The sequence below is a fragment of the Methylibium sp. genome, assembly GCF_013817345.1.
Lineage (GTDB): Bacteria > Pseudomonadota > Gammaproteobacteria > Burkholderiales > Burkholderiaceae_C > Methylibium.
In genome coordinates this window covers 1-24078 of sequence record NZ_JACDCW010000010.1, presented here as the reverse complement: position 1 = coordinate 24078, position 24078 = coordinate 1, and the positions used below count along the sequence as shown (strand labels likewise).

General features: G+C 68.8%; 22 protein-coding genes. 9 read left to right on the top strand and 13 right to left on the bottom strand.

All coding sequences use genetic code 11. The annotated features are described in order from the left end of the window. Positions 1 to 19: 19 nt before the first annotated feature. Positions 20 to 898: an alpha/beta hydrolase gene (locus H0W40_RS03275; RefSeq protein WP_292443142.1), complete on the top strand. Its 879-nt coding sequence runs from the start codon at positions 20 to 22 to the stop codon at positions 896 to 898. A gap of 73 nt (positions 899 to 971) precedes the next feature. Here H0W40_RS03275 and H0W40_RS03270 read toward each other — a convergent pair whose 3' ends face one another. The 6 genes from H0W40_RS03270 to rpsP all read right to left on the bottom strand — a co-directional run bounded on the left by H0W40_RS03270 (position 972) and on the right by rpsP (position 4945). After that, positions 972 to 1961: a CobD/CbiB family protein gene (locus H0W40_RS03270; protein ID WP_292443140.1), complete on the bottom strand. Its 990-nt coding sequence runs from the start codon at positions 1959 to 1961 to the stop codon at positions 972 to 974. Between the two features lie 50 nt (positions 1962 to 2011). After that, on the bottom strand, positions 2012 to 2701 hold the full coding sequence (locus tag H0W40_RS03265) for a CoA pyrophosphatase (RefSeq protein WP_292443139.1): 690 nt from the start codon (positions 2699 to 2701) through the stop codon (positions 2012 to 2014). Positions 2702 to 2863: 162 nt separating this feature from the next. After that, positions 2864 to 3217, bottom strand: coding sequence for a 50S ribosomal protein L19 (rplS, locus tag H0W40_RS03260; protein ID WP_292443137.1), 354 nt, complete (start codon positions 3215 to 3217; stop codon positions 2864 to 2866). Positions 3218 to 3298: 81 nt separating this feature from the next. Beyond that, positions 3299 to 4060, bottom strand: coding sequence for a tRNA (guanosine(37)-N1)-methyltransferase TrmD (gene trmD, locus H0W40_RS03255; protein ID WP_292443135.1), 762 nt, complete (start codon positions 4058 to 4060; stop codon positions 3299 to 3301). A gap of 10 nt (positions 4061 to 4070) precedes the next feature. After that, on the bottom strand, positions 4071 to 4658 hold the full coding sequence (gene rimM, locus H0W40_RS03250) for a ribosome maturation factor RimM (protein WP_292443133.1): 588 nt from the start codon (positions 4656 to 4658) through the stop codon (positions 4071 to 4073). 23 nt (positions 4659 to 4681) lie between these two features. Next, a complete protein-coding gene (rpsP, locus tag H0W40_RS03245; RefSeq protein ID WP_292443131.1) occupies positions 4682 to 4945 on the bottom strand; it encodes a 30S ribosomal protein S16 in 264 nt (87 codons plus the stop codon). A gap of 175 nt (positions 4946 to 5120) precedes the next feature. Here rpsP and H0W40_RS03240 point away from each other — a divergent pair, with 175 nt between their 5' ends. Continuing rightward, a complete protein-coding gene (locus H0W40_RS03240; RefSeq protein ID WP_292443129.1) occupies positions 5121 to 5693 on the top strand; it encodes a GNAT family N-acetyltransferase in 573 nt (190 codons plus the stop codon). Then, positions 5690 to 6133: a TM2 domain-containing protein gene (locus H0W40_RS03235; protein ID WP_292443127.1), complete on the top strand. Its 444-nt coding sequence runs from the start codon at positions 5690 to 5692 to the stop codon at positions 6131 to 6133. Before H0W40_RS03240 ends, H0W40_RS03235 begins: the two co-directional genes overlap by 4 nt. Before the next feature lie 12 nt (positions 6134 to 6145). On the opposite strand, the gene H0W40_RS03230 is transcribed toward H0W40_RS03235, so the two are convergent. From H0W40_RS03230 to H0W40_RS03210, 5 genes are read right to left on the bottom strand one after another with little or no spacing between them, the layout of a single operon-like run. Beyond that, the gene (locus H0W40_RS03230) at positions 6146 to 7684 is read right to left on the bottom strand and encodes a malonyl-CoA synthase (RefSeq protein WP_292443125.1); all 1539 of its coding nucleotides are present in this window, start codon (positions 7682 to 7684) and stop codon (positions 6146 to 6148) included. After that, positions 7681 to 8469: an enoyl-CoA hydratase-related protein gene (locus H0W40_RS03225; RefSeq protein WP_292443123.1), complete on the bottom strand. Its 789-nt coding sequence runs from the start codon at positions 8467 to 8469 to the stop codon at positions 7681 to 7683. Before H0W40_RS03225 ends, H0W40_RS03230 begins: the two co-directional genes overlap by 4 nt. Positions 8470 to 8503: 34 nt before the next feature. Then, the gene (locus H0W40_RS03220; protein WP_292443121.1) at positions 8504 to 9496 is read right to left on the bottom strand and encodes a tripartite tricarboxylate transporter substrate binding protein; all 993 of its coding nucleotides are present in this window, start codon (positions 9494 to 9496) and stop codon (positions 8504 to 8506) included. Positions 9497 to 9543: 47 nt separating this feature from the next. Beyond that, positions 9544 to 10890, bottom strand: coding sequence for a malonyl-CoA decarboxylase (locus H0W40_RS03215; protein WP_292443119.1), 1347 nt, complete (start codon positions 10888 to 10890; stop codon positions 9544 to 9546). Positions 10891 to 10892: 2 nt separating this feature from the next. After that, the gene (locus H0W40_RS03210) at positions 10893 to 11663 is read right to left on the bottom strand and encodes a GntR family transcriptional regulator (RefSeq protein WP_292443117.1); all 771 of its coding nucleotides are present in this window, start codon (positions 11661 to 11663) and stop codon (positions 10893 to 10895) included. A 125-nt stretch (positions 11664 to 11788) separates the two neighbouring features. Between H0W40_RS03210 and H0W40_RS03205 the strand changes: the two genes are divergently transcribed. After that, on the top strand, positions 11789 to 12220 hold the full coding sequence (locus H0W40_RS03205; RefSeq protein ID WP_292443115.1) for a DUF1841 family protein: 432 nt from the start codon (positions 11789 to 11791) through the stop codon (positions 12218 to 12220). 39 nt (positions 12221 to 12259) lie between these two features. On the opposite strand, the gene H0W40_RS03200 is transcribed toward H0W40_RS03205, so the two are convergent. Together H0W40_RS03200 and H0W40_RS03195 are read right to left on the bottom strand one after the other, a co-directional pair. Further along, the gene (locus tag H0W40_RS03200; RefSeq protein ID WP_292443199.1) at positions 12260 to 13837 is read right to left on the bottom strand and encodes an ABC transporter substrate-binding protein; all 1578 of its coding nucleotides are present in this window, start codon (positions 13835 to 13837) and stop codon (positions 12260 to 12262) included. Positions 13838 to 13990: 153 nt separating this feature from the next. Next, entirely contained in the window at positions 13991 to 14653 is a 663-nt protein-coding gene (locus H0W40_RS03195; protein ID WP_292443113.1) for a c-type cytochrome, read from the bottom strand. A gap of 93 nt (positions 14654 to 14746) precedes the next feature. Here H0W40_RS03195 and H0W40_RS03190 point away from each other — a divergent pair, with 93 nt between their 5' ends. The 5 genes from H0W40_RS03190 to H0W40_RS03170 all read left to right on the top strand — a co-directional run. After that, entirely contained in the window at positions 14747 to 15601 is an 855-nt protein-coding gene (locus H0W40_RS03190) for a MoxR family ATPase (RefSeq protein ID WP_292443111.1), read from the top strand. Between the two features lie 158 nt (positions 15602 to 15759). Then, entirely contained in the window at positions 15760 to 16368 is a 609-nt protein-coding gene (locus H0W40_RS03185; protein WP_292443109.1) for a GNAT family protein, read from the top strand. A gap of 91 nt (positions 16369 to 16459) precedes the next feature. Further along, the gene (locus H0W40_RS03180) at positions 16460 to 17641 is read left to right on the top strand and encodes a VWA domain-containing protein (RefSeq protein WP_292443108.1); all 1182 of its coding nucleotides are present in this window, start codon (positions 16460 to 16462) and stop codon (positions 17639 to 17641) included. A 14-nt stretch (positions 17642 to 17655) separates the two neighbouring features. Beyond that, entirely contained in the window at positions 17656 to 19575 is a 1920-nt protein-coding gene (locus H0W40_RS03175; RefSeq protein ID WP_292443107.1) for an autotransporter assembly complex family protein, read from the top strand. A 23-nt stretch (positions 19576 to 19598) separates the two neighbouring features. Continuing rightward, a partial coding sequence (locus H0W40_RS03170; RefSeq protein WP_292443105.1) for a translocation/assembly module TamB domain-containing protein occupies positions 19599 to 24078 on the top strand: 4480 nt, incomplete at its 3' end.

Genomic DNA, 24078 nt, shown 5'->3' with positions numbered 1-24078 from the left:
AGCGCGCGTATGCGCTGCGATGAAGACGCGCCGCCTGATGATGTTTTCCAGCGGGCTTGCGGCCAGCGCGCTGGCCCTGACCGCATGCTCCCCTACGCTTGCGCTCAACGCGCTGCTGCCGGACGGCACGCACACGCTCACGCCTGACCTCGCCTACGGCAACGACCCGCGCCAGCGCCTCGACATCTACCAGCCGACCACCCCGGCGCCACCCGGTGGCCACCCGGTGGTGCTTTTTTTCTACGGCGGTTCCTGGAACAGCGGCGAGCGCAACGACTACCGCTTCATCGGCGAGGCGCTCGCTTCGCGCGGCGTGCTCACCCTGGTGGCCGACTACCGGCTCTACCCGCGGGTGCGCTACCCCGACTTTCTGGTCGATTGCGCCGGCGCCCTCGCCTTTGCGCTGCGCGAGGCGCCGCGCTTCGGCGGCAACGCCGAGCGCGTGTTCGTGATGGGCCACAGCGCCGGCGCCTACAACGCGGCCATGCTGGCGCTCGACGGGCGCTGGCTGGCCACGCAAGGGCTCGCCCCCGAACGGCTGGCCGGCTGGATCGGCTTGGCCGGGCCCTACGACTTCGTGCCCATCGTCAACCCCGACGTGCGCCCGGTGTTCCACCATCCGAATGTGCCGCCGGATTCGCAGCCGATCCGCCATGCGGACCAGCACGCGGTGCGCAGCTTCCTCGGCGCGGCACGCGAAGATGCCGTGGTCAATCCGCAGCGCAACACGGCACAACTCGCCGAGCGGCTGCAGCGTGCAGGCACCGATGTCACCTTGCGCTGGTACGAGCGCGTCGATCACGTCAGCCTGGTGGGAGCCTTCGCACGACCCTTGCGCTGGCTTGCGCCGGTGCTGGACGATGTCGAGGCTTTCATCAAGAACGACGCCGGTTCGTGAGGCACCACGGCGGCTTCGCCGCGCTGCGCGTTGCCGTGTTGAAGCGCGGCCCGGCCGGCTCGGAGCCCGCGGCTCAGCCGATCAGATTGGCCAGCGTCATCAACGCCAGCAGCAGCATCCACAGCACCACCGAGCGCCACACCAGGCCGACCACGCTTCGCAAGTGGCCAAACTCAGGCGCGGCGCCGGGCGTGGACCCGAGCGAATGGATATCGTCTGCGCCGCCACCGGCGGTGAGGCCTTTGGACAGGTCGGCCGCCAGCGGCGGTGCAGCGCTGCCGCCCAGGCGCACGCCGACCGCGCCGGCGGCTGAAGCCAGGATCACGCCGTCGCTCGAGTGCTGCCACAACGAGGCGTCGCGACGCCAGCAGGAGATCGCCTCTTCGAAGTTGCCGACGACCGCGAAGCCGAAGGCGGTGAGCCGAGCCGGCATGTGGTCCATCAGCGAGAAGATCTGCTGCGAGCGCTGCATCAGCCGCTCGTTGGTGGGCATGCCGACGGTGTGGCTACGAAAGGCCCAGAAGCGGCTGGCGAACTCGGCCAACCGATAAAGCACCGCGCCGGCCGGGCCGAGCCCGAACGAGCCCAGCAGCACGAACCAGAAGAACACGCCGAACACATGGCGGTGCGCCGCCAGCAGCGAATGCTCGATCACGTGGCGCAGCAGTTCCGTGCGCGGCAGGTCGCTTGCGTCGAGGTGGCGCCATTGAGCGAGCAGCGAACGCGCCTGCACCTCGTCGCGGCGCTCGAGCGCGTCGCGGATGTCGGTGTAGTAGTGGCTGAACTGACGAAAGCCGAGCGTGAGGTAGAGCACCACGACGTTCCAGCCGAAGCCGAGCAGCGGGTTCACACGCACCAGCGCGATGAAGATCGCAGCGACAGCCAGCGTCGGCAGCAGTGCGCTGATCAGCCAGACGACCCACGCATGGTGGTCGCGGCCGGCGTCGAAATTGCGGCCGATCCAGCGCGTCCAGGCAACGAGCGCTTCGTGAACCCCGTTCTGGCGCGGCAGCGGCCGCAACTGCTCGATCACCAGGGCCAGCAAGACCGCGAAAAAACTCATGCTTCGATGATAGCCAGCGACTTGTCGCGCACTCGTTGCGGCCGTGCCGCTCAGGCGCTGAGGAAGCGGTAGAAGTTGCGCAGCATGGCTGCGGTCGCACCCCAGATGAAGTAGCGGCGCGACGCGCCGAGTGCGTCCGCGCCCGACCACGGCATGCTGAAGAACTCGCGGGTCGCCCCCTCGATCTCGATGCCGCGGCGCTCGTGGTGCGCCGGGTTCATCAGGAAGGCGAGCGGCACCTCGAACACCTCGTCGACCTCGCCCGGGTCGGGCCGCAGCGTGAAGGCGGGCGTGACCAACGCGACCACCGGCGTGACGACGAACTGCGTAACGGTTGTGTACTGCGGCAGCAGGCCGATCACCTCGGCCTCGCTCGGCGCCAGCCCAACTTCTTCCTGCGCCTCGCGCAAGGCAGTGGCAAGGCAATCCGCATCGCCCGGCTCGGCGCGCCCGCCGGGAAAGCTGATCTGCCCCGCGTGGTGTCGTAGGTGATCGGTGCGGCGCGTCAGCAGCACGGTGAGCTCATCGCGCAGCACGAGTGCGACGAGCACCGAGGCCCGCGCCGGCGTGCGCTGCAGTCCCGGGCGATCGGCCAAAAGCTCGGGCTGCCAGACCGGCGGCGCACGGAAGCGCTCGCGCAAGGCAGCAGGCGTCAGCCGCTCGGCGGGTACCGGCGGCAGATCGCCCACCGCTGCAATCACGGGAAGCTCTTCCGGATCGAAAACGGGCAGTCTGGACATGAAAAAACCGCCAGGCCGGGATGGCGCAGCGGTTGATGTGGCGGTCGAATCAGGCTGAAGGCAGGCCGGCGTTCGATATGGCCGGCTGCGCGGGGCCGCGCCAAAATTGCTTCGCGCTGAAGCGCGGCCCGGAGCTCGCGCCCGCGGGCGACTTCGACTTCATCAGCCGAGCTTTTCCTTGATGCGCGCCGACTTGCCGCTACGCTCGCGCAGGTAATAGAGCTTGGCGCGGCGCACGTCGCCGCGGCGTTTGACCTCGATCGCTGCGATCAGCGGGCTGTAGAGCTGGAACGTGCGCTCGACGCCTTCGCCGCTGGAGATCTTGCGCACGATGAACGCGCTGTTGAGGCCGCGATTGCGCTTGGCAATCACGACGCCTTCGTAGGCCTGCAGCCGCTTGCGCGTGCCTTCGACCACCTTGACGCTAACGATCACCGTGTCGCCGGGGGCGAAAGGCGGAATCGTCTTGTTCAGGCGAGCGATCTCTTCCTGCTCGAGGGTTTGGATCAAGTCCATGGGTTTGGCTCCTGATGATCATGCACGCGCATCGCTGGGCCGAAGTGGCCAGGGCCGGGCAGAGGATCGAAAAATCGCAGATTATAGAGGCAGCCCGCCCAGGTAGCGCTCGTCGGCGGGCGTGAGGCGTCCCGCCACGCGGGCCGCTTCGATCAGGTCGGGTCGGCGCCGCGCGGTGAGTTCGAGTTGGCGCTCGCGCCGCCAGCGTGCAATCTCGGCGTGATGACCCGACAGCAGCACCGAGGGCACGGTATCCAGTGCAGCGCTGCCCAGCCGCTCAGGCCGGCTGTAATGCGGGCAGTCGAGCAGACCGTCCGAGAAGCTGTCCTGACGATGCGACTCTGGATCGCGCAGCACGCCGGGCTGCAACCGGGCCGTCGCGTCGAGCAGCGCAAGCGCGGCCATTTCGCCGCCGGAAAGCACAAAATCGCCCAGGCTCAGTTCCTCATCGACATGGCGCTCGATGAAGCGCTGGTCGATGCCTTCGTAGCGCCCGCACACCAGCACCGCGCCAGGGCCGGCAGCCAACGCTTCAACACGCGCCTGCGACAGCTTCGTTCCAGCCGGGCTGAACAACAGCACCGGCGTGCGCGGCGCACCTGCCTCGACTTGAGCGCTGCGTGCCGCGGCCAGCGCACGCTCCAGCGGTTCGACCAGCATCACCATGCCCGGGCCGCCGCCGAAGCAGCGGTCGTCGACCCGCCGATAGGCGTCGTCGGCAAAGTCGCGCAACGGCCACAGGTGCAGATCCACGCCGCCGCCATCGAAGGCGCGCCGTGTGATGCCCACGGTGCGCAGCGGGGCGAACCATTCGGGAAACAGCGTCAGGACGTCGAAGCGCATGTACCGCGCCTCAGTAATCGAGGCCCCAATCGACCGTGATCCGGCGCTCCGTCAGATCGACCCCATCGACGTAGGCTGCAACGAAGGGAATCAATCGCTCGCTGGCGTCGCTGGCCGCGTCGCTTGTGGCCGGCGCAACGCGCAAAACGCTGTGCGCGCCGGTGTCGAGCAGGCCAGCCACCGTGCCCAGGGACTCGCCTTCCCGGTTGACGACCGCCAGGCCGATCAGGTCGTGCCAGTAGTACTCGTCAGCCTGCGTGCTCGGGAAGCTCGCGCGCGGGACGAACACTCGACAGCCGCGCAAGGCCTCGGCCGCCGTGCGGTCCGCCAGGTCACGCACGTTGGCGACGATGACGTCGCCTTGAAAACGCGCCTGCGTGATGTGCAGCAGGCTCGGTACACGGGCCGCGTCCCGAGTCGGGAGCTTGTTCTCCGGCGGCTGCAAGAACCAGCGGCGCGACGAGAACAACGCCTGTGGATCGCTGGAGAACGGCACCACCTTGATGCCGCCCTGCAGACCCCAGGCATCGACGATGCGGCCGACCTCGATGGCGTCCTCGGGCCAGACGACGGCGTCGTCCTGCGAGGCAGTAGCCACGTCGACCCGTTGTCGCTGTGGAATCAGACCGCTGCGGGAGCGACCTTGGCCTTGGCGTCCTGCACCAGGCGGGCCACGGTGGGCGACATCTGCGCGCCGTGGCTGACCCAGTAATCGACGCGGTCGAACACCACGCGCAGCGGCTCTTCACCCCCGGAGGCGACCGGGTTGTAGAAACCCACACGCTCGAGGAAGCGGCCGTCGCGGCGGTTGCGCGCCGGGGCGGCAACGATGTTGTAGAAGGGGCGCTTCTTGGAGCCGCCGCGTGCAAGTCGGATCACGACCATGATGTTTCCTTCAAGTTTGCGAAATCCACTGCGCCCGCCTGTGGACATCACGGCTCGGGGCTTGCGAATCGGGGGACGCCAGCTTGCGCTGACACGTGGGTTACGTCGGTTCTTCGAACAGGCGCCACGTCAATAGCACCAGTCACCGAAACCGCGCATTATAAACTTGCTGCCGATGAGCGAACCCGTCCCGCTTCAAACCCTGCTGTTGCGGCCCAGCCGTGCCGCCGACCTGCCGGCCATCGGCACGATCTACGGCTGGCACACGGAACACAGCAGCGGCACCTTCGAGCTCGCTGCACCCGGCCTGGATGAAATGGCCCGCCGCCGCAACGAAGTGCTGGCCAAAGGGCTGCCGTGGCTGGTGGCCGAGCAGGCCGGCACGGTGCTCGGCTTCGCCTATGCCAACCACTTCCGGCCCCGTACGGCCTACCGTTTCGCGCTCGAGGATTCGATCTACCTCTCGCCTGAAGCGCAAGGCCGCGGCGTCGGCCGGCTGCTGTTGGCCGAGCTGGTCGCGCGCTGCGAAGCGCTCGGTGCACGGCAGATGTTCGCGGTGATCGGCGACAGCGCCAACGCCGCTTCGGTGGGTGTGCACCGCTCGCTCGGCTTCACCGACGTGGGCACGATGCGCTCGGCCGGATGGAAGTTCGGCCGCTGGCTCGACGTGGTGATCCTGCAGCGCGCGCTGGGGCTGGGTGACAGCGCGCCCGTCGGCGACGGCCCGCAGCCGGCCACCGCTGCATGAACGCGGCTAAATCGAAGACGCTCGCCACTTGGCTCGCCTTCGTCGCCGGCAGCCTGGGTCTGCACCGCTTCTACCTGCACGGCCCGAAGGACATCTGGGGCTGGCTGCACCTGCCACCGGCGCTGCTCGGCGCCTACGGCGTGTGGCGCATGCTCGAACTCGGCCACGACGACCGTCTTGCCTGGGCCTTGATTCCGCTGCTCGGGCTGGCACTCTCGGCCAGCATGCTGGCGGCCATCGTGTATGGCCTCATGCCCGACGAGAAGTGGAACGCGCGCTTCAACGCCGGTGCGGCCGCAACAAGCAGCGGCTGGCTCGCGGTGCTGGGCGTCCTCGCGGCCTTGACGGTCGGCTCGACTGTGTTGATCGCCACCATCGCCTTCAGCGGGCAGCGCTATTTCGAGTCGCAGGTCGAAGCGGGCCGGCAGATCAGCCAGTGACAGGCCGCCGGTTCAGGCCGGCTCTGCGAACAACGCGGCGTGCTCGTCGCGCAGCAGGTTCTTCTGCACCTTGCCCATCGCATTGCGGGGCAGCTCGGCGACGACAAAAAGCCGCTTGGGCACCTTGAAGCCGGCGATGCGGGCCTTGAGGCCGGCCAGCAGATCGTGGCCGTCGAGGGCCACGTTCGGTTTGGCGACCACCATGGCCACCACCGCCTCGCCGAAATCGGGATGCGGCACGCCGATCACCGCCGACTCGGCCACGCCGGGCAACTCGTTCAGATAGCCTTCGACCTCGGCCGGGTAGACGTTGTAGCCGCCGCTGATGATGAGGTCCTTGCTGCGGCCCACGATGCTCAGATAACCGTCGCCTGAAAACCGGCCGACGTCGCCGGTCTTGAACCAGCCGTCGGCGGTGAACTCTTCAGCCGTTTTCTCGGGCATGCGCCAGTAGCCGAGAAAGACGTTCGGCCCGCGCACCTCGACCCGGCCGATCTCGCCGGCCAGCAAGGCGTCGCCTGCGTCACCGACGACGCGCACCTGCACGTCCGGCAGCGGCTTGCCCACGGTGCCGCCGATGCGCTCGCCGTCCTGCGCGCGGCCGGGGTTGGAGGTCAGCATCACCGTCTCGCTCATGCCGTAGCGCTCCAGGATCGTGTGGCCGGTGCGCGTCTGCCAATCGCGGAAGGTCTCGATCAGCAGCGGCGCGGAGCCGGACACGAACAGCCGCATGTGCGCACAGGCCTCGCGCGTGAGGCCGGCCTCGTGCAGCAGCCGAACGTAGAGCGTCGGCACGCCCATGAAGACCGTGGCGCGCGGCAGCCGTTCCAGCACCGCACGCGGCTCGAACTTCGCGCACCACAGCATCGTGCTGCCGCCCAGCAAGGCGCCGTGCGAAGCAACGAAGAGGCCATGCACATGGAAGATCGGCAGCGCATGGATCAGCACGTCGCCCGGCTGCCAGTCCCAGTAGCTTTGCAGCGTGCGCGCATTGCTCAGCAGGTTGCCGTGGCTCAGCATCGCGCCCTTGCTGCGCCCGGTGGTGCCCGAGGTGTAGAGGATCGCCGCCAGCTCGTCGCTGCGCTTGACCGCCGCGTCGTGCCGGTCGCTGTGCTGCGTAGCGCGTTCAAGCAGGGTGCCGCTGCGGTCGTCGTTCAGCGTGAAGACCTGCTGCACTCCGAGCGAAAACGCCAGCTTGCTGATCCACCCGAAATCGCGACCCGCGCACACCACCACGCCCGGTTCGGCGTTGGCGATGAAATAGCGCAGCTCCTCCTTGCGGTAGGCGTTGTTCAGCGGCAGATAGACGAAGCCCGCGCGCAAGGTCGCCAGGTAGAGGAGCAGCGCCTCGACCGACTTGTCGGTGTGTGCCGCGACACGTGTGCCGGCGGGCAGCTCGAGCGACATGAGCAGGTTGGCGATCATCGCGCTGCCGCGCTCCAGGTCGCCCCACGCGTAGGACAACCCGTTGTCGGTTTCGATTGCGATGCGGTCCAGGTCCTGCGGGAAGCCGTCCCGCAGTGCGGCGAAAAGGTTGTCGTTCGAAGTCATCGCTGATCGTCGTGAAAGTCGGGCGCGCGATGCTCGAGAAATGCGGCCACGCCTTCGCGGTGCGTGACGCTCGCCGCATAGCCGAAGTGCGCCGCGCGCTCGGGCTCGGTCGGCCCGCCGGCGAGAAGCTGGCGCAGCGTGCGCTTGTTGGCGCGCGCCACCGATGCGGGATTGCGGGCGATGCGCTGCGCCGTGGCCCATGCTTCGGACGCGGCATCGTCCGCCACGCGGTGCAGAAGCCTGCGCTGAAGGGCACTGGCGGCGTCGAGCAGTCCGGCTTCAAGCAACAACTCGGCGGCGCCGGCACGGCCGAATGCGGCCAGCACGGCGGCCAACTCATCGGGCGCCATCGGAAAGCCCAGCGTGGCGACCGGTGCGCCGAGGCGGGCATCCGGCTGTCCGATGCGCAGATCGCAGCAGGCCGCTATTTCCAGCCCGCCACCGACGCAGGCGCCTTCGATCTGCGCGATGAGGGGCACGTCCGTCGCCCGCAGCGCATGCAGCGCCGGGGCGATCACACCTTCGTGATAGTCACGCAGCGTGTCGGGGTCGAAGCGAAAGTCGGGGAACTCGGCGATGTCGGCGCCGGCAGCGAAGTTACCGCCTTCGCCGCACACGATGACCGAGTGCAAGGTCGGCACCATCGCATCGAGCGAAGCCGCGATGTCGCGCAGACTGCGCCACATCGCGACACTGATAGCACCGAGCTTGACCGGATGCGCGATCACGATGCGTCCGATGCGCGCATCGCCCGCGTCGCGCTCGAAGCGAATGCTGCCGCTCATGCCGCCGCTGCGCCCCGTTGCCGAGGCCTGCGCTTCATTGCAGCTTGGCGCCCGACGCCTTGACGACCTCGGCCCAGCGATCGACCTCGACATCGACGAACTTGCCGAAGGCCTTGCCGGTGAGGGTGGGCGTCTCGGAGCCGAGGTTGTTCCACATCTTCTTGAGCTCGGGCGTGTTCAGCGCCTTCGTCACCTCGGCAGTCATGCGCTCGACCACCTCGGGCGGCGTTCCCTTGGGGGCCCAGAGCGCGTACCAGCTCGAGACCTCGTAGGTCGGCAGACCGCCGCTCACGCTGGTGGGCACGTCGGGGAATCCCGGCGCCGGCTTCGCGGCTGCCACGGCGAGCGGCTTGATGCGCCCGCCCTTGATGTGCCCGGACGACGAACCGAGCCCGTCGAACATGACATCGACCTGCCCGGCGATCAAGTCCTGCAGTGCCGGCCCGGCGCCGCGGTAGGGAATGTGGGTAATGAAGGTCTTGGTTTGCAGCTTGAACAGCTCGCCCGCCAGATGGTGCGAGGTGCCGTTGCCGGCCGAGCCGTAATTCAGTTTGCCGGGGTTCGCCTTGGCATAGGCAATGAACTCGCCGAGCGTGTTGGCCTTGACCTTGCCCGGGTGGACCACGATCACCTGCGGCACGCTCGAAACCAGCGCGATGGGAATGAAATCGGCCTGCAGGTCGTAGTCGAGATGCGGGTACATCGACGGGGCGATGGTGTGGTGCACCGCGCCCATGAAGAAGGTGTAGCCGTCGGGCGTGGCTTTCGAGGCGACGCTCGCGCCGAGCGTTCCTCCCGCGCCGCCCTTGTTGTCGATGATGAACTGGCGGCCGACCTGCTGGGTCAGCACCGCCGTGAGCGGGCGCGCGAACGCATCGGTACCGCCGCCGGCCGGGAACGGCACGACGATCGTCACCGGCTTGGTCGGCCACGACTGCGCCGCGGCCCAGGGAGCGGCCAGGCCGGCTGCGAGGGCCAGTGCTGCGTGGAGCGCCCGGCGGCGTCCGTTCGGGGAAATGGTCTTCATGCGTTGTCTCCTGTCGGTCTTCTTGCGGGGAGTCTCCAACCGGGCGGCTAGAGCTTGCGCGCCAGGCGGCGCGAACTGACGACCTCGCCGTGGACGAAGCGCTCGTGCTGCGCCTCGACCTCGTCGAGGTTGTAGAGGTAATTGACCATCAGGCCGAGCGACTGCTTCAGGCCCTTCGCGCCCAGGTCGCCGGCCCAGTTGAGCCGCTCCAGCCGCGCGCCGTTGTTCAGGTGGAACTTCGCCACCGCGTTGGCGCGCGGCGTGACCGACTCGTGCACCAGGTAGTGCATGGCGAGCCGTTCGATCGCGTCGCGAAGCGGCTCGGCGGCCGTGCGCGGATCCAAGGCGCTCAAGCCCTCGAGCGCCGCCCCGAAGGCCGCGCGCAGCACGGCATCGGCATCGGTCAGCCGTTGTAGTTGGCGGGCGGGCAAATCGCCGCGATCTGCCCAGCGGTCGCTTTTCTTCAGCCAGTCGGCGAAGCCGGGCATGGGCGACAGCGTGCAAAAGCTCTTGAGCTGCGGCAGCTCCTGCTTCAACTGCTCGGCCACGCGCTTGATGAGAAAGTTGCCGAGCGACACGCCCTTCAGGCCGGGCTCGCAGTTGCTGATCGAATAGAAGGTCGCCACCTTGAACTCGCTCAGCGGCCCCGGCTCCGAAGCCGGGTCGATCAGCGGCGCGATCGCTTCCGGCATCTCCGGCACGAGCGCCACCTCCACGAAGATGAGCGGCTCGCCCGGCAGCGCCGGGTGAAAGAACGCGAAGCAGCGGCGGTCCGGCTGCAGGCGGCGGCGCAGGTCGCGCCAGCCGTCGATCGCATGCACCGCCTCGTGCTCGATGATGCGTTCGAGCAGCGCCGCGCTCGAGCCCCAATCCACCCGCTGCATCTGCAGGAAGCCGGCGTTGAACCAGGACGACAGCAGGTGCTGGAAGTCGGACTCCACGGCGGCCAGCTCCGGCTTGGCCTTCAGCGCCGTGATCAACGAGCGGCGCAGCGCGACGATCGCCGCGGTGCCGCCGGGCGCGCGGCTCAGGCGGCGCAGCAGTTCCTGGCGCGGCGGCTCCACCTTGGCGGCCAGGTCGATGAGTTGCGCTGCGCCGGGCTCGCGGGCGTAGCGCTGCGCGGCGTCGAGCACCGCTTGCGGATCAGGGCCGAACTCGGCGGACAACAACTCGAAGAACGCCGGGTGCTGCGCCGGCGTGAGCGCCTGCAAATCGACCAGCAATTCGGCGGCGATCGCGAAGCTGTTGGCTTCGCCGCGCTCGGACAGCAGCCGGCGGCTGCCGTTCAGGATGCGGTCGAGCCGCTTGGGATCGGCCGGCGGCGCCGGCTTGCGCCGCGACAGCGGCCCGGCGGCGCGGAACGTGCCGAGGTTCAGGGTGGGCAGTGTCCACATGCTCAGACTCCCTGGCCGGCCCGACGGCGCACCGGGCGCTGCGGGCGCGAACCCGCGACGGCCTCGCCTGCATCGCCCAGCGCGGCATCGCGCTCCTTGGCACGCAAGGCCTGCAGCGCCGCCAATTGGGCCATCAGGTGATCGTGCATCACGCGTGCGGCGCGCGGCGCATCGCGGGCCGTCAGTGCGTCGATCAGCTCGCGGTGCTCGACGACGGACGCCGCCATGCGCCCGGGCCGCCGCAACTGGCGCCCGCGGAGCAGGCGCATGAACACGCGCAATTGATCCGTGCTGCGGCTCAGCCAGGGATTGGCGGCGACGGCCTGCACGCGGCTGTGAAACACGTGGTTGGCGCGGTAGTAGCCGTCGCCGTCGCCGGCAGCGGCGTGGCGCTCCAGCTCGTCGTGCAGCCGGGACAGCTCGGTGAGTTCGGCATCGCTCGCGCGCTGCGCCGCCTCGAAGGCGCAGCGGCCTTCGAGCAGCGCCATGACGGGGAAGAGTCGCTCGGCATCGTCTTCCGACACTTCGGTGACCCTGCAGCCGCGGCGCGGCTCGAGCGTGACCAGCCCTTCGGAAACCAGCACCTTCAGCGCCTCGCGCACCGGCGTTCGGCTGATCGCCCAGTCGCGCGCCAGCGCCTGCTCATCGACCCACTGCCCGGGCGCCAACTGGCGCTCGAAAATCATCGCCCGAAGTCTTGAAGCCACTTCCTCGTGCAGGGAGACGGGGCGGATTGCGTCGGTCAGGGCGGGGAGATCGCTGAGGTCGGCCATTGCGGATTCGTGGGCAGGCGGGGAGCGCCTCTGAAGGCTAGCCGACAAAATTCATAATTACAACGGCATCGGCCCGGATAAGCCTCCAGTCGGGCGACTTCGAAGGGCGCCGCGACAATCCGCAAATGTTCTCTCCCTCCCAGAACGACGTCCGTCTTTTCTTCTGCAACGCCTACCGCAAGCAGCGCGAGGGCGAGCCGCTCACGCCGATGGAGGCGATCGCCGCCGACTGGATCGCGGACCATCAGGAGTACCACGCCGACCTGACCGACGCCGACGCGGCCCTCGCTGCGAGCTACACGGTGGAGGAAGGCCGCAGCAACCCCTTCCTGCATCTGTCGATGCACCTGTCGATCACCGAGCAGTTGAGCGTCGATCAGCCGGTCGGCATCAAGCAGGCGTTCGCGCTGCTCGCGGCGAAGCGCGGCTCGGCGCACGAAGCGCAGCACGAGCTGATGGAGTGCCTGGGCGAGATGCTCTGGGCATCGCAGCGCAGCGGCCTGCCGCCCGATGGCGAGGCCTACATCGACTGCGTGAGGCGCCGCGCGACGCGCTGAGCCCTGCTCCCGCGTGGGCAGCGTGCCGCGGCACTCGGATCACTTCACGCTGATCCACTGCCACTCGAGCCAGTTGTCGGCACGGTGCACGACCGTCACGTTGCTGCGCGCGGCCCACGGGATGATCTGCCGGTGCAGCGGAATGTGGTGCACCTGCTCCTTGTGCTCCTGCAACGCGGCCTTGACCAGCGCCTCGCGCTTGGCGGCGTCGGGCTCGCGGCTGGAGGCTTCGATGAGCGCATCGAGTTTCTCGTTCTTCACGCCGCCGAAGTTCCAGGTGCCGGCGCCGGCTTCCCCGCGGCTGTGCAGGATCGGCGTGAGCGTGGTTTGCGCATCGGTGATCGAGCCGCCCCAACCCAGCAGATACATCGAGGTATCGCCGCGCTGCAGCTTGGGGAAGTAGGTGCTGCGGGGCATTGCGTTGACCGCGAGCTCGACCTTGATCTGCGCCCACATCGCCGCCAGCGCCAGGCAGATTTCCTCGTCGTTGATGTAGCGGTTGTTCGGGCAGTCGAGCGTGACCGCGAAGCCCTCGGCATAGCCGGCGGCGCTCATCAACTGCCGGGCCGCCTTCAGGTCGTAGGGCAGGCGCCGCTCGAGATCGGGATCGTTGAAGGCGCCCAGCGGCGAGGGCGTGATGCCGCCGGTGGGCAGCGACTGGCCGCGCATCAGCTTGGTCTTCAGCGTCTCGATATCGATGGCGTGATATAGAGCGCGGCGCACGCGCAGATCCTTGAACGGGTTGCGATCACCGGGCACGCGGCCGTACAGCAGCTTGTCGCGCGCCTGGTCCATGCCGATGAAGAGCACCCGGTCCTCGGGGCCGTCGATGACCTTGACGCCCTCGGTGCGGCGCAGCCGCGGCACGTCCTGCGGGGCGGGGTCGAGCACGAAATCGATCTGCCCGGAAATGAGCGCGGCCGACCGCGTGGCGTCGCTCTTGATCGGCGTGTAGACCACCTGCTGCAGGTTGCCCTCGAACTTTCCCCACCACGCCGGGTTGCGCTTGAAGACGGTCTTCACGTCGGGCTGCCGAGACACCAGCCGATAAGGCCCGGTGCCGTTGGCATGGAGCGAGGCGTAGCCCTCCTCGCGCTTCTTGAAGTCGAGCGGCTCCGCGGCGCCGTGCTTCTCGCTCCAGGCCTTGCTCATGATCTGCACGGTTGAAACGTGCTCGAGGAACACCGGATTGAACTGCTCGAGCTCGAACTCGACCGTCAGCGCATCGATCTTCTTCGGCTCGCCGAGTGCCAGCGCGTAGACCGCGATGTCGGAGCTGCCGGCCCGCGCGCGCTTCACCGAGAACAGCACATCGTCGGCGCTGAAGGGGCTGCCGTCGTGGAACTTCACGTCCGGGCGCAGCTTGAAGCGCCACAGCAGTGGGCTCACCCGCTGCCACTCGGTGGCCAGCACCCCCTCGAGCGCGAGCTGCCGGTCGCGGTTGACGAGCGACTCGTAGACCTGCCCGTTGACGGCGTTGGTGAGCGACTCGTTCTGCGAGTGCGGGTCCAGGGTCTGCACGTCGCCCTGGCTGGCCCAGCGCAGCGTCTGGGCCTGCAGCGGCACCGCGACGGCAGCGCTGCACAACAGGGCCAGGGCAGCGGCGATTCGCTGCAGGCCATGGCGGCTCAGTAGATTCATGGTTCATGCTCCGGCAAGGCCCCAGGATAGTGCCAGCCCCCGCGTTCGCCTTCGGCGGCGCGACATGCCGCGGTCATGAAAAAGCCGCCGGACCTTGCGGTCGGGCGGCTCGGCGCGGAGTTGGTTGTCTTACCTGAACTTCGGCTGCGGCACCGTCTTCATCTCGCTGGGCAGCGAGCCGATGTAGTCGGCCAGCGCATCGAGCTCGTCCAAGCTGTAGGGCTTGACCTGCGCGCTCATGATCGCGTTGTTGCGCCCGATCACCGCGTTCGCGTTGTTCTTGTAAGCCTTGAGGGCGACGTAGAGGTAGTCGGCGTGCTGGCCGGCCAGTTTCGGGTAGCTGGCGTCGATCGGCTGGTTGAAGTTCTCGCCGTGACAGGCCGCGCAGTTGCCCTTCTTCAGCAGCTCCGCAATCAGCGGGCCCGGGGTTCGTGCCGGCTTGGCCGGCGTCTCCGCGACGGGCCCACCCTCAACCGAGTAGTACGCGGCCAGGTCGGCGATGTCCTGTTCGCTCAACGTCTCGGCAATGCCGCGCATGGTCGGGTGCTTGCGGTCGCCCTTTTTGTAGGCGGTGAGCGCAGCGGCGATGTAGGCCGCGTTCTGGCCCGCGATCATGGGAACCTTGTGCACCTCGGGGAAGCTGGCCTGGTAGCCCTTGATGCCGTGGCAGCCGATGCACATGGCGTTCTTCTTCTCGCCGGCGGCGGCGTCGCCGGTGATGCCTTGAGCCTGCGCTGCAGGATGCAAAGTCATTGCCAGCACGGCGATCAACGTGGAAAAGAGAAGCTTCATGGTCCTGCGATAGGTTGAATCAGCCGCGGATTATAGGGGGCCCCTATACTCGAATGAGCTCATCCGAACACATGCAAATTGGCTTCCGCGAACATGAAATTCCACGGCTCCGATCAGTACGTCGCCACGCCCGATCTGATGCTCGCCGTCAATGCAGCCATCACATTGCAACGCCCGCTGCTCATCAAGGGCGAGCCGGGCACCGGCAAGACGATGCTGGCCGAAGAGGTGGCCACCGCCCTGAAGCTGCCGCTGCTGCAATGGCACATCAAGTCCACCACCAAGGCGCAGCAGGGCCTGTACGAGTACGACGCCGTCAGCCGCCTGCGCGACAGCCAGCTCGCCGATGCCGAGAGTTCGCAGCGCGTCAGGGACATCAACAACTACATCCTCAAGGGCGTGCTCTGGCAGGCCTTCACGGCCGAGCAGCCGACCGCGCTTTTGATCGACGAGATCGACAAGGCCGACATCGAGTTCCCGAACGACCTGCTGCGCGAGCTCGATCGCATGGAGTTCCATGTGTACGAGACGCGCGAGCTTGTCAGGGCGCGCCACCGGCCGCTCGTGTTCATCACGTCGAACAACGAGAAGGAGCTGCCCGACGCCTTCCTGCGCCGCTGCTTCTTCCACTACATCCGGTTCCCCGAAGCCGAGACGATGAAGAAGATCGTCGAGGTGCATTTTCCGAACCTCAAGCGCGAACTGCTGGCCGCGGCGCTGAAGAGCTTCTACGACGTGCGCGGCCTGCCCGGTCTGAAGAAGAAGCCCTCGACGAGCGAGTTGCTCGACTGGCTCAAGCTGCTGGTCGCGGAAGACATTCCGCTGGCCGCGCTGCAGAGCCAGGACGACAAGGTCGCGATCCCGCCGCTGCTGGGTGCGCTGCTCAAGAACGAGCAGGACGTGAGTCTGTTCGAGAAGCTCGTGTTCATGCAAAGCCGCAACCGCTGATCCCATGAACGCGCCGCGCCGCGCCGAATGCTCATGCTCCCGCTCGGCGGGCCGAGCCCGGGCACAAACAGTCCAGTGGACTGTTTGTGCCTGGCAAGGAGCCGGTCCACTGGCCCGGCGCGGCCTGCAAGGTACGCGCGCAGCGCGTAGGGTGCCCAGTGAGCGCGAATGACCACTGGCTGCAACCGATCGACCTGAACGGCCGACACGCACGGCTCGTATCTCTGGCGCACGAGCACGAGCAAGCCTTGGCGGAGGCGGTGCGCGACGGTGCCTTGTGGGAGCTCTGGTACACGAGCATCCCGTCGCCGCAAGCGATGGGCGCGGAGATCGAGCGGAGGCTGGCCTTGCAGACCAGCGGCTCGATGCTGCCCTTCACGGTGCTAGATGCCACCGGCCGCGTGGTCGGCATGACGACCTACATGAACGTGGACGCGCAGCACCGCCGCGTCGAGATCGGCTCCACCTGGTACGCGGCGAGCGCGCAACGCAGCGCGCTCAACACCGAGTGCAAGCTGATGCTGCTCACGCACGCTTTCGAGACGCTGGGCTGCATTGCGGTCGAGTTCCGCACGCACTTCTTCAATCAGCAGAGTCGGCGCGGCATCGAGCGCCTGGGCGCCAAGTTCGACGGCGTGCTGCGCAGCCACCAGCGCATGGCCGACGGCAGCCTGCGCGACACCTGCGTCTACAGCATCACCGCCGCCGAATGGCCGACGGTGCGCACGCACCTGCGCTTTCAGCTCGGCAAGCCGCGGGCGCACTGATTGCTCTTCAGGGCAGGCAAGCCCTACGCCGCGCTCGGCGGTGAGGCGCCGCCACAATCTCCCGACAAGTTTCTTGCCGCCGCTGGGCCCCATGCTGATCGACTTCTTCTACACGCTGCGCTCGGCCCGGCTTCCGGTTTCGATCAAGGAATACCTGCTGCTGCTCGAAGCCCTGCAAGCCGGCGTGATCGATGACGATGACGGCCCCACGGTCGACAAGTTCTACTACCTCGCGCGCACCGCGCTGGTCAAGGACGAAATCCTGTTCGACCGCTTCGATCGCGCGTTCGCTGCTTACTTCAAGGGCGTGGAGTTCGTCGCCGACTTCGGTCGCGAAGTTCCGCTCGACTGGCTGCGCCGCACGCTCGAACGCGAGCTGACGCCCGAGCAGAAAGCCGCCATCGAAAAGATGGGCTGGGACGAGCTGATGGAAACCCTCAAGAAGCGCTTCGAGGAACAGAAGGAGCGCCACGAAGGCGGCAGCAAATGGATCGGCACGGGCGGCACCTCGCCGTTCGGCAACTCCGGCTACAACCCGCAGGGCATCCGCATCGGCGGGGCCGGCGGCAACAAGAGCGCGGTCAAGGTCTGGGAACAGCGCGCCTACCGCGACTACGACGACAACCTCGAGCTCGGCACGCGCAACATCAAGCTCGCGCTGCGCCGGTTGCGCCGCTTCGCGCGCGAAGGCAGCGACCTCGAGCTGGATCTTGACGACACCATCCACCGCACGGCGGCCAACGCCGGCCTTCTCGACATCAGAATGGTTCCCGAGCGCCACAACAAGGCGAAAGTGCTGCTGCTGATGGACGTGGGCGGCACGATGGACGAGCACGTGCACCGGGTCGAAGAACTGTTCAGTGCGGCCAAGTCGGAGTTCAAGCACCTCGAGTTCTATTACTTCCACAACTGTGTCTACGACTTCGTGTGGAAGAACAACCGCCGCCGCCACGCCGAGAAGCTCGCCACCGTGGACCTGATCCGCAAGTACAACCGTGACTACAAGCTCGTCTTTGTGGGCGACGCGACCATGAGCCCCTACGAGATCCTGCAGCCCGGCGGCAGCGTCGAATACGACAACGAAGAGCCCGGCGCCGAATGGCTACAGCGCCTGACCCACGCGTTCCCTAAGTACGCCTGGATCAATCCCGAGCCGCCCGGCGTGTGGGGCTACCGGCAAAGCATCGCCGTGATCCAGCAGCTGATGCAGCAGCGCATGTTCCCGCTGTCGCTGTCGGGGCTCGAAGGTGCGATGCGCCTCCTGAGCAAGTGAGCGCAGCGCCGGCGATGCATCAGGCAACGCGGCTCCGAGGGGCGGTTCCCGCGCTGCTGATCGGGCTGCTGGTGTTGCTGGCCGCGGCGCTGTCGGCACCCGGTGTCAGCGCGCAGACCGGGCCGCAATCCACAGAGCAAGGCACCGAAGACAGCGACACGGAATCGGCCGAGCCCCAGCGCTCCGGCAAAGACTCCGGCGTCACAACCTTGCGCGCCGACGACAAGCACGCCTACGGCCTCGAAGTGCGCGGGCCCGACGCACTGCGCAAACTGCTCGTGCGTCATCTCGATCTCGCGCGCTTTCGTGAACAAGCCGACATCTCCGAAGTGGAGATCGGCCGGCTGATTGCCGCCGCGCCGGCCCAGGCCAGGAGCTTGCTCGAGACCGAGGGCTATTTCAATGCTCAGGTCGATGCACAGCGCGTGGAAGACCCGGCCGGCGGTACGCCCACGGTGCGGGTGCAGGTCGATCCCGGCCCGCAGGCGCGCGTCGGCCGCGTCCAGTTCGACATGCAGGGCGCCTTCGCCGAGGCGCTTCAGGCCGGGGACCCGGCCCTCGAGCGACGCTGGCGTGGCCTGCAGGCGCGCTGGCCGCTGAAGAGCGGCGCGGCCTTCAGCCAGTCGGCATGGGCCGGAGCGAAGAACGCGCTGCTAGCCAGCCTGCGCTCGCGCGGCTACGCGAGCGCCGACTATGCGGGCACCGGCGCGCAGGTCGACGCGAAAGACAACACCGTGCGGCTCTCGCTCGTCATCGACAGCGGGCCACTCTTTCGCATCGGCGAAGTGCGCATCGAAGGACTGGAGCGCACGCCGGAAGACGTGGCACGCAACCTCGTGCCGTTCGACATCGGCGATCCGTACTCCGAAAAAATCCTGCTCGATTACCAGGAAGCGCTGCAGCGCTCGAACCTCTACGAAGGCGTGGCGGTGGAGCTCGACCTCGATCCCGCGCGCGCCGGCGAAGCGGTGGTTGTGGCCCGCCTGCGCGAGAACACGCTGCAGTCGGCCACCACGAGCATCGGCTACTCCACCAACACCGGCCCGCGCTTCGGACTCGGCTACACGCACCGCCGGCCGTTCGGGCAGGACGTGGTGGCCTCCGTGCGCCTGCAGGTCGGCGGCGAGGAGCGCCTGGCCGGCTTCGACCTGCTCGGCTATCCGCAGGAAAGCGGCTACAGCAACCTGCTCTCGCTGCAGGCCGACACGCTCGACGCCGGCGGCGCCCGCACCGACACGCAACGCGCGCGCCTGGGCCGCACGCGCACCACCGAGCGGATCGACCGCCTCTACTACCTCGAATTCATTCGCACCACGCTCGAAACCGACACGCGGCGGACCACCGACAAGGCGCTCTATGGCAACTACGAATGGGTGCGGCGCGACGTCAACAACCTCGTCTTCCCGACCCGCGGCCTGATCCTGAACGCGCAGGCCGGCGCGGGCTACGCGCTGGACGACGACGACGAGCGCGGCCCCTTCGCTCGCCTGTACCTGCAGGGCACCTGGTTCCAGCCGCTGCCGCGGCCGTGGCTCCTGCAAGTCCGCGGCGAGATCGCCCAGGTCATCAAGCGCGATTCGCTGGGCGTGCCCGACGCGCTGCTCTTTCGCGCCGGCGGTGACAACTCCGTGCGCGGCTACGGCTACCGCGAGCTCGGCCCGGTGCGCGACGGCGCGGTGGTCGGCGGTCCGGTGCTGGCCACCGGCACCGTGGAGGTGCTGCGCCGCTTTTCCGGTGACTGGCGCGACTGGTACGGCGCCGGTTTCATCGATGCCGGCAATGCCGCGAACGACTGGGGCGATTACGAACCGGTCTTCGGCTACGGCGTCGGCGTGCGCTGGCGCAGCCCCATCGGGCCGCTGCGCGTCGATCTGGCCTATGGGCAGGAGGTCGGCTCGGTGCGTCTGCACATCAGCGTGGGAGCGACCTTCTGATGGTGCGAGAGGCCGACTCCGGCATGCCGTCGCCCCGCACGGGACCTGCACAAAGCGAGCCGCACGCGACGACGCCCCGGGCCCGGCGGCGTCGGCGCTGGCCTTGGCTGGTCCTTGCGCTGCTCGTGCTGCTGCCGCTGTTGCTCGTGGCCGCGCTGAGTGCGGCGTGGCAGTCGCTGCACACCGAAGGCGGCACCCGCTGGTGGTTGCAGACAGTGGCCGAGCGGGTGCCGGGGCTGACCGTCGGGGACTCGCGCGGCGCGCTGCTCGGCGCCGAGTCGGAGTTCGTGCTGGACCGTGCCTCTATGCAGACCAGCGGCAGCACAGTGCGGGTCGACGGACTGCGCATCGACGGCCTGCAGCTCGGCCGGTGGCAACTGCGCGCGCCGTATGTGCACATCGAGGCGCGCACCATCGCACTGCGGCAGCTGGACGTCGAGACCACGCCGAGCACCGAGCCGAGCCCTGCGCCCGAGCCGCCCCAGAGCCTTCGACTGCCGGCGACGGCCCGGGTCGACGTCCTGCGCATCGAGCGCCTCGAGCTGCCCGGCCTGCCGGCGCCCATCGAGGGGCTGACCGCGCACCTGGAGGCCGGCGCCACGCATCGGATCGACGCCCTCGCGCTGCGCTGGAACGGCCTGCTCGCCGAGGGCAGCGCCCACATCGACGCCGACGCGCCGATGAGTTTGCGCTCCAGCCTGGCGGTGCGCGCGGATGCCGCAGACAAGGAAACTGCACCTGCAGTGCCCAGCACCACGGCGCTGCCGGAATGGGCGCGCGGGCTCGTGCTGCAGGTCACCGCCGGCGGTCCGCTCGAGCGCTTCGACGTGACGGCTTCGCTGGAGCTTCAGGACCAACGGCTGAACGCCAAGGCGCAGGTCACGCCCTTCGCGGCACTGCCGCTTTCGCAGCTCGATGCGCGTTTCACGCAACTCGACCTCGCCCCCCTGCTTGCCCCCTTCACGCCTCAGGCGCCGACCACCGCGCTGACCGGCAGCGCGATCCTGCAGCTCGCCGCCGATGCGCCGCTGTCGGTGCGCGCGCAGATCGCGAACGCCATGCCCGGGCGCTGGGACCAGCAGCGCCTGCCGGTGCGCGAGCTCGACTTGCGCGCCAGTGGCCAAGGGGCCGACTGGCAAATCGACAGTGCCAGCGTGCAACTCGCCGGTGACGCCGGCACGCCGGCCGGGCAACTCGAGGGCAGCGGCCGGATCGACGGTGGCGTGGGTGCGGTCGAGCTTTCGCTCGACGGCGTGCTGCTGCAGCAGCTCGACCGCCGTGCGCCGCCGCTGCGCCTGAGCGGCCCGATCCGCCTGAAGCACACGCCGGATGCGGCGGGCCCAGTTGCTCCGACGGCTCCGGCTCCGGCTGCTCCTGCTCCTGCTCCTGCTCCTGCTCCTGCTCCTGCTCCTGCGTCTGCTCCTGCGTCTGCGACCATCCCGCCGACCCCTCCTGCAACCGCACCCCAACCCTCCTTCGGCCTGCTCGAGTTCGACACCCGGATCACCGGCGCGCTGGTCGGTGTCGCGCGCAAACAAGCGAGCGGCCCCTTGCGCGACGCCGTGCAGCTCGCGCTGAACGGCAGCGCAACCCCGAACGAGATCGTGCTGAAGTCGCTCAGCGCCCGCGCCGGCGCGGCGCGCCTCGACGGCCAAGGCAGCGCGCGCCGCGCCGGCAACGCCTGGGACAGCCGAGCCGCGCTGAAACTGGCCGCCTTCGACCCCCGCCTGTGGCTACCCGGCGAGCCGGACGCCGCCTGGCGCCGCGCCAAGAACGTTCTCAACGGCCAGGTCGATCTGAAGGCCCGCGTCCCCGCCGACGCGGCCGATGCCGCCGCGCTGCTCACCCGGCTGAACGGCACGCTGCGCGCGGAGCTCACCGACAGCGCGCTGGCTGGCCAGCCGGTGGCACTGACGTTGCAGGCCGAAGCCGATGGCCGCGGCCGGCTCAAAGCAGAAGGTCAGACGGGCGCCGCCGGCAACACCGCCCAATTCACCTTGCAACTCCAGGCTCCCGCAAGCGGCAGCGCTGCGCGCGGCGGCGAGCAGTTCGATATCCGGCTCGATGCCCCGGCGCTGGCCCGTCTGGCTCCGCTCGCCGAACTGTTCGGACTGGGCCCGCTGAGCGGCCAGGCGCAGCTCGAAGCCCGTGTCGAAGGCGGCCTCGGTGCCGCCCTGCTCGGTGGCGGGGGCGGCGCGCTGACCACGCAAGGTTCGCTCGAATTGAAGGCGCTGCAGGCCGGCACGCTGCAGCTCGATTCGGCCGATGCCGACTGGAACGCCACCCTGCCCGCCGGCGCGGCTGGCGCGGCAGCCACGGAAGCGCTCGCGCGTGCGGTGCTGCAGGGCAAGCTGCGGGCGGCCCAGGTCCGCGTCCCGGGCCTGGTGCTGCCGAGCATTGCTCTGGACGCCGACGGCACGCTGGCCGAGCACCGCGCCAGCCTGAGAGCCAGCCTTCGCCAGCCCACGCCCCCGCCCGGCAGCGAGGCGAGCGCAGCAGCGCCGGCCGCCGCCGCGGAGCCGCTCGCACTGGCTGCCGATCTGAGCGGGGCCTGGCGAGCCGGGACCGGCAAGGCGCCATCAACGTGGCGCGCGACGTTGAGCGAGCTGTCGCTGCGGCCGACAGCGGTCCCGGCGAGCGGCAGTGCGAGCGACAACGCCCGCAGCGGCTCTCAAAGCAGCAGCAACGCCGATGCCGGCACTGGCACTGGCACTGGCACTGGCACTGGCACTGGCACTGGCACCGGCACCGGCACCGGCATGGCAAGGCCGTCGAGCGCCCCGCCGCTGCCGCTGTTCGTCGCGCGCGACCTTCAGTTCGTGCTCGAACAGGCGGAGCAATCCCTCGCCGTGCGGCTCGAGCCCGGCCGCGCCGAGGTGCTCGGTGCGGCCCTGCGCTGGAGCCGGCTGCAGTGGCAGCGCAGCGGCGCGGCGCCGGCGCGGCTGGCGGTGCAGGCGGAGGTGGAACCTTTCGTCGTGGCGGAGTTGCTGCAGCGGTTGCAGCCCGGTTTCGGCTGGGCCGGCGACCTGCGCCTCGGTGCGCGCATCGACTTGAGCAGCGATCCGGTCGTGCGCGCGCAGGTGGAGATCGCACGCACCGGCGGCGACCTGCAGATCAGCGAGTTCGGCGTCGTTCAATCGCTCGGCCTGACCGACCTGCGGGTCGCACTCGACGCGCAGGCCGGCGTGTGGCGCCTGACCGAACTGATCGCCGGCGCCAACCTCGGCCGCATCGAGGGCCGGCAGACGGTGCGGGCCGAGCCCACCGCGCTGTTTCCCGGCCCCGAAGCACCGCTCGACGGGCGACTCGACGTGCAGGTCGAAAACCTGGCCGCCTGGGGTGCCTGGATCCCTGCCGGCTGGCGCCTGGGCGGCACGCTCGACGCGTCGCTGCGCCTGGCCGGCCGCGTCGGTGCGCCCGAACTGATCGGCGAGGTGCAGGGCCGCGAACTGGCGCTGCGCAACACACTGGAGGGCGTGTCCCTGCGCGAAGGGCGGCTCGAGGCGCGCTTCGATGGCAACAGTGCCCGCCTCGAGATGCTGCGCTTCCAGGCCGGCGAAGGAGAGTTGCGCGTCAGCGGCACGGCGCGGCTGGGCGCGCAGCCGCAGGCGCAACTGGCGCTTGTCGCCGAAGAAGCCGAGGTGCTCGGCCGCGTCGATCGGCGCATCGTCGCGAGCGGCCGGATCGATGTGCGGCTCGATCCCGAGAAGGTCGCCATCACCGGCAAACTGGGCATCGACCGCGGTTTGATCGACATCAGCCGCGGCGGCGCCCCCAGCCTCGCCGAAGACGTGACCGTGCGCCGCCCGGGCGACGCGGCGGCGGCCGACGAAGCCGCCGACGACGAAGCCGCGCCGAGCGCGCCCCGCGCCGTGGAGATGCAGTTGGCCATCGACCTCGGCAAGCGGCTGCAACTGCGCGGCCTCGGCATCGACACCCGGCTCACAGGCGAGTTGCAGATCACCACCCCGGACGGTCGGCTCGAAGCACGTGGCGAGATCCGCACGCAAGACGGCACCTATCAGGCCTATGGCCAGGACCTCCAGATCGAGCGGGGCATCATCACCTTCGTCGGCAATCTCGAGAACCCGCGCCTGAACATCGAGGCGGTGCGTGCCGAAACCGACGTTCGCGTCGGTGTTCGCGTCACCGGCAGCGTGCTGACACCGCGCATCCAGCTGTTCTCCGACCCTGAAATGCCCGCCACCGAAAAGCTCGCCCTGCTTGTCACCGGGCGCAGCTACGACGAACTGGCCGGCTCCGAGACGCTGCTGCTCCAACGCGCCGCCCTCGCACTGCTGCAGGGCGACGGCAGCGGCGGCAGCAAGTTCGACCCGGCCAAGCTGCTGCGCCTGGACGAGTTGTCGGTGCGTCAGAGCGACGGCGCGACCGCCGACACCATCGTGACCCTCGGCAAGCAGCTGTCCGAGCGGGTGTACGTGGGCTACGAGCGCGGCCTCAGCGCCGCGGCCGGCAACCTGCAGTTGATCTACCGCATCGCCC